Source organism: Vagococcus sp. WN89Y (genome assembly GCF_052220145.1).
Taxonomy (GTDB): domain Bacteria; phylum Pseudomonadota; class Gammaproteobacteria; order Enterobacterales; family Enterobacteriaceae; genus Kosakonia.
In genome coordinates this window covers 130,831-148,493 of sequence record NZ_JBQPOM010000002.1, presented here as the reverse complement: position 1 = coordinate 148,493, position 17,663 = coordinate 130,831, and the positions used below count along the sequence as shown (strand labels likewise).

Here is a 17,663-nt window from a genome sequence, read left to right as displayed (position 1 = left end):
ATGGATATCCGCTCCAGTCAACAGCGAGGACACACAGGGATAGCTGACTTGTCAGCATGGTAATAATATTTCTGAAAATCAGCGGGATATCGCGATGAAGAGCGTCATTACCGAGCAGGCGATCAACGCGCTTGATTTTATTTTTAACCTGAGCAGAGCCGGGTAAATAACGCCCGATGCTGGTCAGTGTCAGTGATGCGCCATTGATTAAGGCAACAGTGGCATACAGCAGGGCATTTTGTCGGTATTTGTGAAACGGAGATAAAGCATCGCGGAAAAATTTCTGACATACTCGGTAAGCAGGCATAGAGGTGATCTCCCTGAATTGGTCGCACAATCAGTAGATCACAAAACTCTATGCCTGTCTTTTTTTACCCGCTCATTACTGGGGATCCCTCAGCGCCGAAGCGGGATACAATCAGTTACGCAGACGCGGCGCCTGGAGCTGCTTACGGATGGTGCGCGCCAGTTCGTCCATCGAAGGCTGTTCCGGGTGGAAATCCGTCACTTCGCTGGTCAACTGCGCTTCGGCCAGATAGGTATGGACGGGCTGACCGTCATCATCCTCCATGACCACGTGGTACCAGGGCAGCGCACGCAATTCGTCATTCACCGCCAGTTCATCGGCTGACGGTTCATCAAGAGAATATTCGGGGTCGATATCAACCACTACGCCCAGGTAGCCCAGCAGAGAGTGGCGAACCTGCTGGCCGATTCCGTATTTGCTGGCAATCATTGTCACCTCCCAGGAACTTTGCATAACACTAATGTGTGGTCAAAGTGCCGAAATTCAAGTTACATGACGCGACAGGCAAACCCTTTCAGATACAGCCCTTCCGGGTAGGTAGCGATCACCGGATGATCGGCGGCCTGACGGAACTGCTCTATAAATTGTACATCACGACCAGCATCAATTGCTGCATCAGCGATGATTTTCTGAAATAAATCGGTTGTCATCAAACCTGAACAGGAGAATGTAAGCAAGATTCCACCAGGGTTGAGCAACTGGATGGCCAGCATATTGATATCTTTATAACCACGGCATGCGCCCATCAGCTGGCTCTTGTTTTCGACAAATTTCGGCGGGTCCATCACGATGACATCGAAAGTCTCGCCCTGGTCGCGGTATTTACGCAGCAGTTTAAACACATCATCGCGAACAAATTCAGCTTTGCTGAGATCGAGCTGATTGAGCGCCACGTTCTGTTTGGCCACATCCAGCGCTTCTTGTGAGGTATCAACGCTGACCACCTGGCGGCAGCCGCCCATTAATGCCGAGACCGCAAACCCGCCGGTGTACGAGAAACAGTTGAGTACGCGCTTATCCGCCACGTAGCGGCGTGTTGCCAGGCGGCTGTCTCGCTGATCGAGGTAATAGCCTGTTTTATGCCCGCCCTGAATATCAACGTACAGTTTCATACCATTTTCTTCGATAGGCAGCAGCGGCGGCGGCAGCTCGCCACAAACCGGCCCCTGTGTCAGCTCAAGGCCCTCTTTTTTACGCACCGCCACATCGCTACGATCGTAGATGGCACAGTGCGGATAGAGAGATTGCAGAGCAGAAAGAAGCGCCGGGCGCTGGTATTCTGCGCCTGCGCTCAAGAGTTGCAGCACAAGGAAATTGCCGAAGCGGTCAATCGTTACGCCAGGCAAACCGTCTGATTCACCGGCAATCAGGCGATAGCTGTCCAGCCCGTCGCGCTGAGCCAGCCAGTCGCGCCACTGTTGCGCTTGCTGCAAGCGGCGCGTGAAGAAGGCGATATCGATGCTCTCTTCTTTGTTAAATGTCCATACGCGGGCACGAATTTGCGATGCCGGGGACAGTGCGCCCCGCGCCAGCCATTTACCCTGGCTATCGACGATATCAACGGTTTCACCGGTGCTGGCTTTACCTTCCATGCGCGCAACGGCGCCGGAGAAAACCCAGGGGTGGCGGCGCAGCAGTGATTTCTCGCGCCCTTTGGCTAACACTAAACGTACACTCATATTCGGCTATTCTGTAAACTGAAGAAAATGGGCGCTATTGTCACGGGTTCGTCGGGTAAATGCAACGCGCCCGCACTGAAAGGGGGATGAAGATGGCCGAGATATGTAAAATCGCCTGGGTACATGGAATGGTACAGGGAGTCGGATTTCGTTACAGCACGCAGCGTGAGGCGCAGCGGCTGGGGCTAACGGGGTATGCCCGTAACCTTGAGGATGGCAGCGTCGAGGTGCTGGCCTGCGGGGAGGCGCAAAAGGTTGAACAGCTGTTAGCGTGGCTGGAAGCTGGCGGGCCGCGCAGTGCGCGGGTTGAGCGGGTGCTGAGTGAGCCGCATCAACCCGCTAAAACATGGCACGACTTCGGCATTCGTTACTAAATGCACTTCACCGGTTTTGGCAGGCCGGCGATTTTCGTCGCCTGCTTTGCCGGGCCTTTCGGGAACAAGCGGTAAAGATAACGGCTGTTACCTTTCTCCTCGCCAAATTTATTTGCCATGGCTTTTACCAGCATGCGAATGGCGGGCGAGGTATTAAATTCCAGATAGAACTCGCGTACAAAGCGCACCACTTCCCAGTGTTCCGGCGAAAGGGCAATGCTCTCTTTTTCTGCAATAACCTGCGCCAGCGCTTCGTTCCACAGCGAGGTATCTTTCAGATAGCCTTCGCTATCCGTCTCTATTTCCTGGCCTTCAAAGATCAACATAACATTTTCACGAATCAATCAACGACCGCAGCAGTGTAGCAAAAAACAAAGCCCCGCATAAGCGGGGCCTGGCAACACATGTTTTGATTAATCTCTGCTGGCGAAGCCCAGAATGCTCAGCAGGCTGACAAAGATATTATACAGCGAGACATAAAGGCTAACTGTGGCACGAATATAGTTCGTTTCACCGCCGTGAATGATATTGCTGGTTTCAAATAATATTGCGCCGGAAGAGATAAGGATAAATACCGCGCTGATTGCCAGGTGCAGTGCCGGCAGCTGCAGGAAGATGTTGGCCACCATGCCTATTAACACCACAACGACGCCTGCCATCAGCATACCGCCAAGGAAAGACATGTCTTTGCGCGTTGTTAACACATAAGCAGAGCAGCAGAAGAACACCAGCGCTGTACCGCCAAGCGACAGCGCGATCAAATCGCCCATGCCTGCCGACAGATACATATTCAGCATTGGCCCCAGGATATAACCCAGAAAGCCGGTAAAAGCGAACGCCGCCAGAATGCCGGTGGGTTTGTTTGCCAGTTTATAGGTCAGGAACATCAGACCGTACATGCCGACCAGCGTTAAGATCAGGCCCGGCGACGGCAGCATCAGTACGGTGCTGGCCGTTGCAGTGATCGCAGAAAAAGCCAGCGTCAGGCTTAACAGAAAATAGGTATTGCGTAAAACCTTGTGCGTGCTCAGCAGGGAAGTGCGGTCACGCGAGGAAGTAATAATACGATCCATGAGTCACTCTCTATGACAGATGTAATTAATGATGGAGTCTAAAAAAATCCAGCGCCATGACAAAGTTGTTTTACCCATCTTTACTCATTACGGCGCTTAATGACAGCGTAACGGGATAAATGTGAGGTGAATCCATATTGCTGTCTTATATCTCATTGAAATTCATTGCCCGGTATTAATTTGAGCGCTAAGAGTGTAGTGGCGTTAATAAACATAAACATTAAGGCGAGGGATATGAAAACAACACGTAAGCACATTGCTCTTTCTCTGGTTGCCGCCAGTATTTTTTGTGCCTGTAGCGGCGCATTTGCTGCCTCGGTACCGGCGGGGACTGAACTTGCAGAAAAACAGGAACTGGTACGCAATAATGGCAGCGAGCCGGCATCGCTGGACCCGCACAAAGTGGAGAGCAATGTTGAGTCGGCGATCATCAGCGATATTTTTGAACGTCTTGTATCGGTCAGAAATGATGGCTCAATCGAACCGCGGCTGGCAGAAAAGTGGGAAAATAAAGACAACACCGTATGGATCCTCCATTTACGCCCCGGCATTACCTGGTCCGACGGAACGGCAATCACGGCAAAAGATATCGTCTGGAGCTGGCAGCGTCTGGTCGATACTCAAACGGGGTCACCTTACGCCAGCTTTCCGGGTAATATGCATATCGTTAACGCAACAGAGATTGCCCAGGGCAAAAAATCCCCCGACACGCTGGGCGTGAAGGCGCTGGATGATGCAACGCTTGAAGTGACGCTCACGCAGCCGAATGCCGCTTTTCTGCCGATGCTTGCACACACATCAATGGTGCCGGTCGATCCGGTGCTGATTAAACGCTTTGGTGATAAATGGACGAAGCCTGAGCATATTGTGACCAGCGGCCCCTATAAAATTACGCAGTGGGTGGTGAATGAACGAATCGTTGCCGAGCGTAATCCGCGCTACTGGAACGATAAAGAGACGGTCATCAATAAAGTCACCTACCTGCCAATTAGCTCCGAAACAGCGGATGTTAACCGCTACAAGGCCGGTGAAATTGATATCACCAGCACCATTCCTGTCAATCAGTTTGCGCAGTTAAAGAAAACCATGGGCGCTGAAGTTAGCGTGCTGCCGCAGCTGGCGACCTATTACTATGAGTTCAATACCACTAAACCGCCGTTTAACGACCCCCGGATTCGCCGTGCGCTCAATATGGCGCTCGATAAAGATATAATCGCCGAAAAAGTAATGGCGCAGGGGCAGCGTGCAGCCTGGGTAATCAGCCAGCCGGAAATTGGCGGCGTGAAGCTTAACTCGCCGGAATATGCTTCATGGCCGCGAGAAAAACGCCTCGCAGAAGCGAAAAGATTGTTAAATGAGGCCGGATATAACGACAGCCATCCGCTGAGTTTTAATTTGCTCTATAACACGATGGAGACGCATCAACGTATCGCCATTGCCGCCAGCTCCATGTGGAAGAAAAATCTGGGTGTCGAAGCCAAATTGCAGAACCAGGAGTGGAAAACGATGCTTGATACCATGCATAACGGCAACTTTGACGCGGTGCGCTATGCCTGGATAGCGGATTATGATGATGCCTCATCGTTTTTAAATAATTTCCGCACCGGGGATAGCGAGAATACCAGCAAGTACAGCAATCCTGCTTATGATGAAGCTTTGATTAATGCGGCGAAAGCAAAGGATTTGGCCGCGCGCGGTAAGTATTATCAGCAAGCAGAAGATTTGCTTGCCCAGGATGTACCGGCGATCCCGGTGTATCACTATGTGCGCACCCACCTGGTGAAACCCTGGGTAGGCGGCTTCGCCCCGGATGACCTCGACAATTTCTACACCAAAGATATGTATATTAAAAAACATTGAGCCTGACGCAGAGATATGCTGAATAAATACGCATTATGCTGTCATTTCAGCCGAATAATTCGATTTTGGTGATTTTTCAGGCAAATAAACATTCCCGGGCTTTACAGGAGACCCGGGGATGTTTATAGTGCGCCTCATTCCGGAAGTGTGGCCGAGCGGTTGAAGGCACCGGTCTTGAAAACCGGCGACTCGAAAGGGTCCCAGAGTTCGAATCTCTGCGCTTCCGCCATCTATGAAACCCCAGTCATTTGGCTGGGGTTTTTCTTTTTGTGCATTTGACACTCTCCTTATGCTGCCAGACGGTCAAAGCGGCGCAGCATCCCTCAGCTTTGCCAAATCGAGACGTAAAATTTCGTGACAAAATAACCCCAGCATGGGCGAAAAATGCCGCTAAAAATCAAGACGGGCGCGCGCGCATGGGCCTATCGTTGAGGCTCCAAATGCTGAAAAGGACGGAACTATGATCTATCAGGACATCAGAACTTATTATCTGTCAGGCGCAAAAAATCAGCGCATGGTGAAATATGAGTTAATTCGTCTGCAGGGCGATGATTATCTGGTGAAAGTATTTGATGAGCAAACCCAGGGAATCGCTGATCCTAAACATATCGTTCAGATTGATGAATTTAAAATTACCAGGGCTGGCTATCAGGAAGAGCATCACTCTTCTGGCGCGCAGTCTGAGCTGGCAAATTCTTTCGAATGGTATGTGCAATCCTGCTGCCAGGATCACCGAAACAAGCTCGATTGAGCCGACAGCTTTGCGGCATGGATAATGCCTGCCAACCGGCCCCGCAATCGCGGGGCTTTTTATCGCTCTCAAACGTATGCACTGCGTTTTCAACACCGGTTTTCACCCTATTGCGCGGGCGCTGCGTTTTTAACGCAGCCGTAATGGAAAATCCGCGCGTTCGGGCTATCTTTTTATGGTTTCATGTAATGCGGAGTCATTAAACATGTGTTTCAAAAGGATGTGGTTCACGGTGTTGATAGCGATCGGTACGCTTTTCGCTGGTAGCGCTGTTGCACAAAGCGGCAGTCTCACAACCGATCAGGTAAAACAAAAAATCATTGAGGAATCGATAGCCAGTTATCCGGGCGTTTGTGCATGCCCCTATAACCGAGCCAGAAATGGCAGCAGCTGTGGGCGGCGTAGCGCCTGGAGTAAGGCGGGCGGCTACTCTCCCATTTGTTATAAAGATGAAGTCACCGCAGAAATGGTGGCGCAATGGCGAAGACAAAATAGCGGCTAAGTGAGAGAAAAGGGGTTCCCCTGACGGAAACCCCTTACGTGAACGGTCACGGAATAATATCAACCGCGGCGCCGTTTCTCTGCGCTATACGGGTAGCCAGAGGCTCAACGTGCCTTCCGGTGTCCAGTCATATTGCGAAGTATGTCTTTGCAGACATATATATATCTTACCTTTATAAATCACTTTATCGCCCACGTTATACACACTGTTCACCGCCCATTCAGGATCCTCGCCGTCACTGTTTTGACTGCTGGTGGTTGCAGCGAGCACATTACCCGGAACGGAGAGTTTACCGGTGTAATCGAGCGCGGCAACAAAGTAGCGATAGCGTGTCGAAGGAACAAGACCACTATCAATAAAAACCAGATCCGGTGCGGAGGTTCGGCCGATCTCAATACCATCACGGTAAATTATATAATGACTGACGCCATTGCTTCCTACTGAAGGTAGCCATGTCAGCGTGACGCTATAAGGTGTGATTTCAATGCTGTGCAGATCAATCGGTGCGGTAGGTGGGTTACCTTCTGAACCACTGCTTGAGGATGTCACGACGCTAAGTGTCGGGCTGGGTTTGGACTCGTTTCCTTTTGCATCGACACCGGTGACAGAGTAGGAGTACCTGATCGCGGGAAGAACGCTGCGATCCATGTATTGATTCTCCCCGGCCTCTATCAACGCAATCACGACACCATCCCGGTAGAGTTTATGGTGTGCGATGGGCCAGGAACCCGCTGTTGCAGCAATCCACGAGAAACTGACGCCATTTTCATCGACTGTATCGAGTCGTAAGTTACGCGGGCTGCCAGGAGGCGTAACAGGGTTACCATCATCATCGTCAATAAAATCCAGATCAAGTATCTGATAGAAGGCATTACCGGTATTGGCAACCTCCCAGATTGCCAGCAGCACATGATAACCGGTGCGAATGGGCAAGATAAGCTCATGCTCAGTCGGTTTTGGCGGCATCAGCGCTTCGGTGTACAACCAATGGGGCTGCTCGGAAAGTTCTACCTGATAAAACGGCAATTCTTCAAACTGTGACCGGGACAATGGCTTGTCTGGCTGCCAGTCGGTACGGGTCATGAAATATTTCCAGCGGCGTGTTACATGGCGCGCGCTATAGTCCCAGGAGACGGGAAAAGTTGTACCTGCTTTGACTGCATGCTTTTTCCAGTCTGTGCGTGGCTCGTCGAGAAACAGCGCCGCCGCGTTACCCCCGCTGGCAAGTTGCCCGTCAGCAGGTGGTCTGTTATTGGTCTCATCAGTGGGTGCAAGCGGGTCGCGCAGACCCGCCTCGATTGCCGGAAAAAATTTCCCCGACTCAAGTTGATTGAGTGCGCCGGGATCCAGTCTGGCATCCAGCCAGGCAAAATAAGCGCGCGATGCCGGCTGAAAAACGTGCCCGTGGCGTGGCGATGCGCTGCGGCTGACTCGGGTTTTCGTTGTTGTGCGTGTCATTTTTATTCTCCTGTGTTTCTTTTAACAGAAACAATAAATAAGGTTGCGGTATGGGTCAGAAACTGACTTATCACACCGCTTCCCAAAGGCTTGCAGCAATATCCGGCGTCCAGTATTGATTAGAGGTATGTTGCATCACGCAGCGCCAGTTTTTACCGGCGTAGCTGATGACATCGCCATCCACATACCATGTATTCACAACCCAGGCGGGGGTGAGAACAACAGGGTCTGGTGTGGAGACAAAAAGAGAAGTACTACTGTCTGAGACATTACCGGCGCTATCAATCGCAACGACCCGGTAAGCATATTGCTGGCCTGCGTTCAGGCCGGTGTCGGTGTAAGTTAACGAGGCTGTTTTCCCGATGTCGCTATTGTTACGGTAAAGCGTATAGGCGACGACGGGGTTGTCCCCGGTTGACGCATTCCAGCTTAGCGTGATGCTGTTTTCCGTCTGTGCAGGCGATCGCAGGCTTGCCGGCGCAGAGGGTTTCGTTGGGTGCTGGCCGTTATCTCCGTCATTACCTATGTGGGCATAGCGTTTGATAAACTCCCAGTCATACGGAACCCCGTCTTTATTGACGCTATTATCCCAGTCTATCGCCCAGCTCATTATCCCTCTGACAGGTGTTCCTGCTGCGTCCAGCCGTTGCAGCGCGTTAAAAACATCTGCCGGGTCGGCAACATAGCCAGAATTAGCCGCATCGACATTCGCCGGAAGACCAATGGCTAATTTTTGTGCCGGAATTTGAATATAAGAGCGGGTACCATGAATAAGACTATCCGTAAGATAATAAAGAAAATCCTCTTTATTCTCCTCGTCGTTTTGCGTTATCCAGCGACTGATTTCTTCAATCCAGACACCATCCCCTCCCTGGTTGTAATATTGCGGAGTAATAAGGTCGTAGTAACCTTCCAGGCCCTGAATATAGGCCTGATAGCTTGCACCCTCGCGCAGATGTGGAAATTCGGGAGCCAGAGAAATAATGAAGTGTTTACCTTCACTGGCGTAGTGCTCTTTCACCATTTTCAGCGCAGCTGGGATGACCGTGGGATTATCCCCGGCGAGGATGGCTGACTGTTCGAGATCAATATCAAAACCGTCAAAGCCATAAGTCTCAACAAGGCGAATAATTTCATATGCCAGGGCTTCTTCCTGCCCGAGGGCTAATTCAATATGCGCATCTGCGCCGCCAAGTGAGAGCAAGACCGGCCGCCCCTGGGCATTCAGTTCACCCACTTGCGCCCGAAACGCTTCTGGTGTCCAGCGATGCGGCGTGAAACCCGGAACACCTGCACCTTTCATAAAGGCGACCGCAACCACATTGTATCCTTCAGGTGCATCTTTCAAATCAAGCGTAGTAGCCTGTCCTCCTTTATAACCAATAGTATTAGGCTCATTCGGCCAGTAGCCGAGAACGATTTTCTCAGGCAACGCGATAAAAGCAGATGCGCTATCATTTTTTGTGCTTTTCAGTGATGCGAGCACTTCAGGTTGTAACATAGCTATATTCCTTATTTAGCTAAACATAGCCGGATTCACTATCCACCAGGACTATGAATAGAAATGGTTTTTTACTTTTGCACTCAGTAAATAGCGTTAAACTGGCTATAAACTTTGTGGTTGCCGTATTTTATGGTTATCAAAACCAATTAAATTATTGATTTTTATCATGCCTCGCTTTTTATAAAATACAGAAAAAGTAGATAAGAATACCCTTTGCCTTTGTTATTTAATGCAAAACAAACGCCCCTCCTTATACATATCGGTAATGATTACACCTGATCTTCATATTGCTAAAATGTTGAGCGTAATCAGGTGGTAAACATATTTAACATCAGAAATAAAAATGGAATATTCATTCCTGTAGTGTAATGCATGAATAACCTGAAACTTCCTAAAGCTCATCGGGTTTCATTGACAATGAAACATCTGTAAACCAATATAAAAAACACGGATTTGTGATAGCAAAAAAATATAAAATAAAAAATAAAATCAATTTTACAAAGATAAAATAATTGATATTCATTGTTTTTATTTTAATCTAAAGGGAGGTGAGGTATTTTTTACATGCGCTTTTTTAATTCATGGATTTGCCGCTCTGTTTATAAATGGTGTTTTCGTGGATAAAATTTATTTGCCGGGTGAGTTTTATTTAAGAAATTAAAAAGGTTTTGCTGTGACGGAAGGCTGAAATATTCAGTGCTGAATATGAGAAGCTAACTTAATTTCTTAAGGAGATAAGTCATGGAGTTACGTTATCTACGTTATTTCGTTACGATAGCACGCACCGGGCATTTTACCCATGCAGCCGAAGCGCTGGGTATGTCTCAGCCACCGCTAAGTCAGCAGATTCAGCGGCTGGAAAAAGAGGTGGGGACAAAGTTATTTAATCGCTCAGGTCGGGGTGTGGAATTAACCGAAGCAGGTAAGGTATTTTATAAAGATGCATGCGTGATACTCAATCTTGCGGATAGCGCATTAATTAAGGCAAAAGGTATTGCACGGGGCGTAAATGGCATATTTTCTTTAGGAATAGACAGCTCAGTTGTATTTTTCTCAAAAGTATTTCCATCATTGCGTAACTATAAATATAACTATCCGGATGTAAGTTTACGCTTAAAGGAAGATAATACGGCAACATTATTGAATGATTTAGAAAGTGAAAAACTGGATGCGGCTTTTATACGTTTGCCAGTTGAAGAAGATGAAAACTTTAATTTTCATGTGATCGGTGAAGAAGCAATGGGCGTTGCGCTGCATTCATCTCATGCCCTTGCGATGAAAGATAAAATCAAACTTTCTGATATTATTGATACACCTTTCATTCTGTTCCCGGAGGAAGAGGCGCCAGGTCTTCATAAATTGATCTGTCAGGTGTGTAAAAACGCTGGAATTAATGTGGAAAATAATCAAGCTGCACCGCAGATTCGTTCGGCAATTAGCATGGTGCAGGGCGGGTTTGGCTTTACAGTGTTGCCGGAGTCAATGCTGTGTTTCAATCACCCGGAATTGACTTACCATCGTATAAGTGATGCGAAGCTGAATACCTCAGTGGCACTGGTATGGCGCAAATTTGATCGCTCGGCTATTATTTCACGATTTCTGGAGTTACTTTAAGCCTAACCTTGCTGGCGCAAAACTTAGTTATTTTCACGCCAGCAAGGAAATAATTTATTGAGGGGTTAACGGGCGCAATAAAAAAGAGGGCGTTTGCCAATTAAAAATAAAAAGCCGCTTTCTCCTTGCGTTTGAATAGTATAATTTATGCGCTTGTCCGGGTAGACATAAAAATCGGGTAAAACCATCGCGATAAGTTCATCTGGCACGGTTTCGATATTTTCGAATTTATTAACACGAGTGGAAATAAAGTTGTAGGTATCTTTATTCTCCGTCCATACATAGGACACATCCCGACGGATGGTTCCCTGAAAATGGTTATTTTGTGAATAATTACCGCTAATAGAAATAACGCCTGTCTGTTTTTTTTCATTGTACATAAAGTCAAAAGTCATGTTTGCACGGATGTCTTTGTAAAAAACAACGACAGACGCAGTACACTCACCCGTATACTGCCGTCTGGAAGAGAGCGTCAGGCTTAAGTATGTTGCCGCAGCGCCAGTAACAAGAAACACAAAAGCAAGGTAAATGATTTTGGTTTTAGTCACTGTTGGCTCCCCTGAAATAGAGTGTAATACATCCTGGTGCTGATGCGATTGTGTATTTATGGCGGCAAATTATTGCTGCCAGAGTAGGGAAGGTTTTGGACGTTGGCATATAAATCCATGGATAGCTTTTGCAATTCAAACCCGAATTTTTAATTAATGTTTTATATCTTAGGTAGTTGCTTTTGTTATCGTGACTGTCATCCTTGACGTAGAAATAGCAACCATTATCGGATTCTGCGAGAGTATAATTATTAAAAAAAGCAGGCGTATCATCGATATGCCATAAAAACCAGGTTGCAAATGCGCCGGTGGTAAAGGCGATAAAAATAACCAGCAGTGGCAAACACCATCCTCGGTGATACGCTTGATCTTTCGCTGGCGCTTTAAACACTTCCGTCAATGCGGGAAATGCTACAGGAGGAGCACCGGATTCAAGAAATAATGTTTCCTTTTCGATATGGCCGGTTTCAACCTCTGCCGCGCTCTGTTTTGCTTCAGCGTCTGATTTTTTTGCTATCTTAACGCTACTATCAATCTGAAATCCTTTTCTTGGAATGGTTGAGATCAAGCGTCGGTCTGTTTCACCAACAGCGCGCAATCCCCGACGAACAATTGAAATGTTCTGATAAAGTGTATTGGTGGGCACAAGCATTCCTTCTTCTTCCCAGACCTTTTTGAAAAAATCCTGTTGAAGCACGATATCGGGAGAGGCCTCAAGTAACAGAAGAAGGCACCGACTGGCAGGAGTCGTGAGCGTGACGTTTATTTCAGGGTTATTCACTGAAATCAGTTTTTTCTCGTCCGGTCTGAATTCAATGTTATCGTTGATATTCCATTGCATATCTATTACGACGCAGCCAGCGGCTATGTTCCTTTTAGTCGTGCAAATTCCAGTATGAATACAGCTCAGTTATTTATTTCAACATATCAGTGAGTTAATTACCATTCTTTTTACATGAAACCACCCGGCAGTCGTAAAAAATTATTGTGAATGATTAATTGCCTTATTATTAACAAGCCTGGTTTTGCATTGCGCGATACGGATTAAATTCAGCACCGAAGGTCACTGTTTTGATGGTTTGTACGCTTAAGCTGAAGCTTACATGGGATTAAAAGCAGCCCGTATTTATCAACAATTAAGAGATTAAATGCATGTATTGGTAACTTTTATAAATTTTTCATTATATATTATGAAAATATTTTCAGCCTGCCGGACACTGTCCTGACGTAACACATCTCCAGGCCGCATATACCACGCATCACTTTCCTCTTCTGTGGCATCGCAGTGCGGTTTAAGCAGTAATTTAAACCATGTATTACCCGTATTCTTAATTACGCTCCCCATCTTATCGTACTCCCAGCGGAAATTAATCTTGCGCGGGCGAACGACAAGAATAGTTTGCATAACAATAACAGGCATCATGCTTACGGCGCTGTTTTCTGCACGATGAGTCGTGCGATTTTGCGCGGGAATTTCCTGGAAGTAGACGCGATAATAACGCTCTTTATCATCCTCGGGACCATGATAATGGAATTTAAAAAAATCCCCTTCGCCTGGCTGGAGCGTTATTTGTCGCGGTGAGTAGAGAATTTCACCATCCTTCGGTCGCATATTAACCTCATCTTCTCCTGGCTTATCAATCGATCGCAACATGACCCGGTAAACCCGGGCCTCTTTATTATTGTTCACCACATAACGGGTTACCATGCTACTTTTCGCGGGCATGGAGAACGTGAGATTGCCGAGATAAATTGCTGATGCGGGTGCGCTAAAAAAGGCTACCAGACAGCAAACGATCCAGATGAGCTTTTTATCGAACATTGCGCCATGTTGCCTTAACGTTAATTTCTCCGGATGCGCTGACTTCGCCGTACCAGCTGGCATTATTGATGGTTTTAAGCGATTCGGGAGAATCCATAGGAATTGAGAATCGGACAGTCGATTTATTCATCAGACCTGTGTTGCCATTAGAATCAGACCATGGCGTACTGACCCATAGCGCATCGGTCATATCACGCCACTGGCCGTCGCAGCCAACATCATGTGTCTTATTAACACTATTTTGTGTAGTAAAGATTAATAAGCCAGGGAAGGGAACACGGGTTAAACCATCCGGAGAACTAAAAATACACCAGGGACGACCACTCATGGTTTGGGTTGGGCCGGTAACATTAATTAGTACTTCATCGGCTGCCGTTTTGCCGCTGGTGGTAACAATATAGTCAAAATCAAGCGGCGGTTCTTCGCGACCCACTTCACCGCTACGGTGCGGGTTGGGGGTATAATCGGTTGAGACAATACTGACGCTAAAATCCTGTGGTTTAATGATAAGCTGCCTCGATGTTGAAAACTCGTACCAGCCTGATTCAGGTGTTGTGGTATTATTCAGGCGAAAATTAAATAATTCTCGCGTATTACTATCGCTTATGCCCAGATCGACCATTTTCTTGAAAAAATTATTAGAAAGAAAAAGGAACATGGTATAGCCACCTTTCATATCATTGAAGGTATAATAAGTAGAAACGCCACTCATTTTTTTCCAGGATTTTCCGTCAAGACTGAATTGCATATCACCGGATTTTATCGCTGCTGCCAGACCAGCATGGTTAAGCGCAGGGAAAACATGGATTGAGGTATTGCTTAAACCATTATGGTTCAGCGTGTAACTCATCATCCCGCACGATAATCCACTCTCCGTGCCAATAAATTGAATCACGCACCCTTGATTGCCTTCACCTAATGTGGGTTTACCATTACTGTCTATAAATACTTCAGAGAGTGCATTGGTATTGAAAAACTTCATATGAGCGCCTTTGGTAAAAGAAACTTTACGCACATACCACTCGCCTGAGTTCATATCCTTACAACGTTGCCCGGCCTGGGCATTATAATTTTCTTTGGTCTGGCAACCATTAAGGATAACGGTAAAATTGCCTCCGACAGGCAGTGTATTCATATACTGATAAAAAGCGTCTGTCAGCATGCCGTGCATCCATTTATTACCGCCGACACCCGTACTGACACCATAAAAACCTTGCTCATCGGTGGTGGCAGGAGGAATAAGGCTGGTGGCGATATCGCATCCGGGGTACCAATTAATACAGCGTAACCCTCGCATTGGATATGTCACCGGGCCGCTTTCCATCCACATATCAAACTTGCTGTTATCTTTAAGAAGAATATTGTAGCCATTGTCGATATATCCAAGACTTTCCTGATAGATACTGCCTGTGCCGGTGTACTGCAGGCCTGTCCAGCGATTTGAACCTGTTAAGCGGGGGTTTAATTCCCCGCCGGGCGTAACAAAGAAATTGTCATCTGTATCGTTTTCAACGAAAACATATTGGCGAGTTGGCGCATCACCATATACCGTTTTGTTGACTGCAGCCTGCAAAGCATGTGGGATAAAAACCAGGAGAATAAGGCAAACCAGGAAAGCATTTTTACCCTTCATGATGGGCTCCGGCAGGCATTCTGGTGACATAAGTTTTCAGGCCCTGGCAAACAATATCACCGACCCAGACAGCCCCCCTCGCATGACTGACCTGCAAATTTACTTCGCAACTATTATTGTTCTCGGCCGTGAAATCTATAGTCGGGAACTTTTTATCAATATCCATGACAAATTCACCATGTTCGTCTGTGCGGGCGCGGCCAATGTGATTATTGATGCGAGCATTGGTAATCAACGTGCCATCTTCGGCATGGATGCGCCCGGAAACCGTTATCATCTGTTTAACCTCCGGGCTTATTAGCACCACATTACCAGGGTAAAGCGTAATATGGCTTTTTCTTCCACTTGCAATGTCGTAACTATCAAGGGAATCCTTATAATTCTGGATCTCAACTTCATAGTGCTTATAGGGTTCAAGCGATAAATAGTTCCGTTTGCCTGTCAGCGGAAATGCGCGCCCATTTACCCTGGCGGTAAGCCTGCCGTCATCTTCAACATCCGTGCGGAAAATGACCCCGGCATTTCCTTCACTGCTGCCGCTGGCGCCGATGTTTTTTCCCTCCCAGCCGAGACTGCCGCTGGATGTCAGGTTGGCATTCAGGTAGCCATCGGCCCCGCTATTAATATTTAACGTCCCGGATGAATAGCGCGTGTCGTACTTCGTCCATACGCCGCCGCTTAATGTTTCATTGTCACCAGCATCTCCTGCTATCGTGCGGGAAAGGTCAGCGCCGACGGTACGAATAATGCCGTCACTCAATTGTTTTTGGGCAGAAAGGTTCGCCATGGTATAGCCGTTCTGATTTGTCATCCCGACACGAAACCAGTTGCCAAGAGGAAGAGTAAAGTCCAGCGCAATATATTTTTGCGTATTCGTTGCGCTGTAATCATAACCGCTGTTATAGCGTTGAAGACCAGCACGAAGCCCAAGCGAACCATATTTTCCATTGAAAAGTGACTGCGTATAATCAGCGGTATAATAATGCGTGTTATGGCGGCGATCGTCGTTAAAATTGGCGGAGAGGGTGCCGAGTTTTGACCATAAGAAATTCAGGTTAAGCGAAGCACCCACTGCACGGGTATTGGCGCTGCTACGGCGTATTTTGGGATGAAAAACGGTTTTTTCCTGACTTAACCATAAGGAGCTGAAGCCGCCGGGGAGCGAGACGCTGAGACTGCTAATTGCACTCCAGGAGTGGTCAGTCGCGGCCATATTCTGCGTACTCAGACTGAAATATTCCGAGACCGGCCAGGAAAAATGCATCTCACCGACTGTCACTGCATTGTAGTGGTAACTTGAAGCCGCCCAGTTCAGCGCCTGGATGCCACCCGCTGCTGAAATACCTGCCAGTACAGTATTTTTCGCCGGGTGGATATCACCATTCTCTTGAGACCAGCTTTCCAGATGCATTTCTCCCCCCCAGATCTGCCAGATAAGGGGTATACCGGCACCTCGCTCGCGGGAAAAAAGCTTATTGATACGTTGAATGTTATTACTCACGACCCGGCCATTGACGATGGTTTCGACGGAAACATCATAAATACCGTAGGGTAAGCTGCGTGTGTCGACTTCATGATTGCCCATGGCAAAGTTTTGTACGCTCAGCAATTTACCGTCACGACGGAGCTGAACCTCACCGGCCGCCGGAAGAAAAACAATGACTGGGGTGACTGAGTTGGTGTTATCAAATGCGGTGGAATTTGCCTGATTCCCCCAGGATGCACCATAAATCTGTCCTGAAGAGATAGCGGTAATTGGACCGAGCGACTGCAAATTCCATGAATCAAGCATTCCTCCGGCAAATCGATAACCGGCAAAATCGCGTTCGTACATCGCTTTATATATGTCGGCTTGCTGAGCAGGGGTGCCCAGGCTATACAAGGTGCCGTCCAGTAGGACATGATGTTCACGTAAAGCAGTAACGTTATTGAGCGCAAGATAGCTGCTCGACGTGCTGCCGCCGCCATTGCGCATCCGGTTACTATAGGCGCCAATATTATAATTGAGCGTGCTGCTCAGGCTATCTGCACTGGACTTGCCAATATCCTCGCCGCGCGGACGTAAAACGGTTGTCAGGGCTTGCCGACGGATAACCAGGTGCAATGTCAGTTGACGAAAGTTTAATTGCAGCCATGCATCTGGCGTCAGGGATATTTTAAAGTTTTTATCAAAGGGCGTGTTTGACAATTCAGTTAATTCATTTCGTGTTTGCTCATTTAATGAAGCGTTGCCTTCTTTATCTTCCAGTCTGATTAAATGAACCCGTAACTTAGTATCATCAAGTAAAATAGATGCGCTACCAATGCGTTGCTGATTTTGTGTTTCATTTGAACCGTCTAAATGTAAATAAAGGGGGATTGACATACTATCACGTAGCGCATTGCTAAAAGCTTCAGGGATAATTACGCCACCGATTTGATGAACGACCTGAGTATTAGCATGTGCATCTTCTGAAACCGCAAATATAATTACGCCAAATGTAACAAATAGTTTTAAAATGTTATTTTCCACGATACGCACACCATAATGACTTACGA

16 protein-coding genes, 1 tRNA gene and 1 pseudogene are annotated in these 17,663 nt (G+C 47.5%); 6 read left to right on the top strand and 12 right to left on the bottom strand.

Annotation, left to right across the window (positions count from 1 at the left end):
- From ACTU3N_RS00865 to rlmI, 3 genes and pseudogenes are all read right to left on the bottom strand, one after another.
- Window positions 1-307 (bottom strand): annotated as a pseudogene (locus ACTU3N_RS00865) (IS4 family transposase); the annotation flags it as partial.
- Between the two features lie 111 nt (window positions 308-418).
- Window positions 419-736, bottom strand: coding sequence for a heat shock protein HspQ (gene hspQ / locus ACTU3N_RS00860; RefSeq protein WP_443084272.1), 318 nt, complete (start codon window positions 734-736; stop codon window positions 419-421).
- A gap of 59 nt (window positions 737-795) precedes the next feature.
- Complete coding sequence (rlmI, locus tag ACTU3N_RS00855) at window positions 796-1,986, bottom strand: 23S rRNA (cytosine(1962)-C(5))-methyltransferase RlmI (protein ID WP_443084271.1); 1,191 nt, start codon at window positions 1,984-1,986, stop codon at window positions 796-798.
- A gap of 92 nt (window positions 1,987-2,078) precedes the next feature.
- Between rlmI and yccX the strand changes: the two genes are divergently transcribed.
- Entirely contained in the window at window positions 2,079-2,360 is a 282-nt protein-coding gene (gene yccX, locus ACTU3N_RS00850; protein ID WP_443084270.1) for an acylphosphatase, read from the top strand.
- Here yccX and tusE read toward each other — a convergent pair.
- Together tusE and yccA are read right to left on the bottom strand one after the other, a co-directional pair.
- Window positions 2,357-2,686: a sulfurtransferase TusE gene (tusE, locus tag ACTU3N_RS00845; RefSeq protein ID WP_443084269.1), complete on the bottom strand. Its 330-nt coding sequence runs from the start codon at window positions 2,684-2,686 to the stop codon at window positions 2,357-2,359. The genes yccX and tusE overlap by 4 nt on opposite strands.
- Window positions 2,687-2,773: 87 nt before the next feature.
- On the bottom strand, window positions 2,774-3,433 hold the full coding sequence (yccA, locus tag ACTU3N_RS00840) for an FtsH protease modulator YccA (RefSeq protein WP_443084268.1): 660 nt from the start codon (window positions 3,431-3,433) through the stop codon (window positions 2,774-2,776).
- Between the two features lie 234 nt (window positions 3,434-3,667).
- Here yccA and ACTU3N_RS00835 point away from each other — a divergent pair, with 234 nt between their 5' ends.
- The 4 genes from ACTU3N_RS00835 (at window position 3,668) to ACTU3N_RS00820 (ending at window position 6,546) form a co-directional block, all read left to right on the top strand.
- Entirely contained in the window at window positions 3,668-5,293 is a 1,626-nt protein-coding gene (locus tag ACTU3N_RS00835) for an ABC transporter substrate-binding protein (RefSeq protein WP_443084267.1), read from the top strand.
- Window positions 5,294-5,434: 141 nt separating this feature from the next.
- Window positions 5,435-5,522, top strand: a tRNA-Ser gene (locus ACTU3N_RS00830).
- Between the two features lie 231 nt (window positions 5,523-5,753).
- Entirely contained in the window at window positions 5,754-6,044 is a 291-nt protein-coding gene (locus ACTU3N_RS00825) for a hypothetical protein (RefSeq protein ID WP_443084266.1), read from the top strand.
- A 205-nt stretch (window positions 6,045-6,249) separates the two neighbouring features.
- Window positions 6,250-6,546: a hypothetical protein gene (locus ACTU3N_RS00820; protein ID WP_443084265.1), complete on the top strand. Its 297-nt coding sequence runs from the start codon at window positions 6,250-6,252 to the stop codon at window positions 6,544-6,546.
- 84 nt (window positions 6,547-6,630) lie between these two features.
- Here ACTU3N_RS00820 and ACTU3N_RS00815 read toward each other — a convergent pair whose 3' ends face one another.
- Both ACTU3N_RS00815 and ACTU3N_RS00810 read right to left on the bottom strand, forming a co-directional pair.
- Window positions 6,631-8,004: a lytic polysaccharide monooxygenase gene (locus tag ACTU3N_RS00815; RefSeq protein ID WP_443084264.1), complete on the bottom strand. Its 1,374-nt coding sequence runs from the start codon at window positions 8,002-8,004 to the stop codon at window positions 6,631-6,633.
- A gap of 70 nt (window positions 8,005-8,074) precedes the next feature.
- The gene (locus ACTU3N_RS00810; protein ID WP_443084263.1) at window positions 8,075-9,505 is read right to left on the bottom strand and encodes a carbohydrate-binding protein; all 1,431 of its coding nucleotides are present in this window, start codon (window positions 9,503-9,505) and stop codon (window positions 8,075-8,077) included.
- A gap of 744 nt (window positions 9,506-10,249) precedes the next feature.
- Between ACTU3N_RS00810 and ACTU3N_RS00805 the strand changes: the two genes are divergently transcribed.
- Window positions 10,250-11,122: a LysR family transcriptional regulator gene (locus tag ACTU3N_RS00805; RefSeq protein ID WP_443084262.1), complete on the top strand. Its 873-nt coding sequence runs from the start codon at window positions 10,250-10,252 to the stop codon at window positions 11,120-11,122.
- A 65-nt stretch (window positions 11,123-11,187) separates the two neighbouring features.
- Here the strand turns inward: ACTU3N_RS00805 and ACTU3N_RS00800 are convergent, their stop codons facing one another.
- From ACTU3N_RS00800 to ACTU3N_RS00780, 5 genes are all read right to left on the bottom strand, one after another.
- On the bottom strand, window positions 11,188-11,670 hold the full coding sequence (locus ACTU3N_RS00800; protein ID WP_443084261.1) for a hypothetical protein: 483 nt from the start codon (window positions 11,668-11,670) through the stop codon (window positions 11,188-11,190).
- On the bottom strand, window positions 11,663-12,511 hold the full coding sequence (locus ACTU3N_RS00795) for a winged helix-turn-helix domain-containing protein (protein WP_443084260.1): 849 nt from the start codon (window positions 12,509-12,511) through the stop codon (window positions 11,663-11,665). The genes ACTU3N_RS00800 and ACTU3N_RS00795 overlap by 8 nt, the downstream gene beginning before the upstream one ends.
- A gap of 303 nt (window positions 12,512-12,814) precedes the next feature.
- Window positions 12,815-13,492, bottom strand: coding sequence for a fimbria/pilus periplasmic chaperone (locus ACTU3N_RS00790; RefSeq protein WP_443084259.1), 678 nt, complete (start codon window positions 13,490-13,492; stop codon window positions 12,815-12,817).
- Window positions 13,482-15,125, bottom strand: coding sequence for a fimbrial adhesin EcpD (ecpD, locus tag ACTU3N_RS00785; RefSeq protein ID WP_443084258.1), 1,644 nt, complete (start codon window positions 15,123-15,125; stop codon window positions 13,482-13,484). The genes ACTU3N_RS00790 and ecpD overlap by 11 nt, the downstream gene beginning before the upstream one ends.
- Complete coding sequence (locus tag ACTU3N_RS00780; protein WP_443084257.1) at window positions 15,115-17,637, bottom strand: CS1-pili formation C-terminal domain-containing protein; 2,523 nt, start codon at window positions 17,635-17,637, stop codon at window positions 15,115-15,117. Before ACTU3N_RS00780 ends, ecpD begins: the two co-directional genes overlap by 11 nt.
- Between the last annotated feature and the right edge of the window lie 26 nt (window positions 17,638-17,663).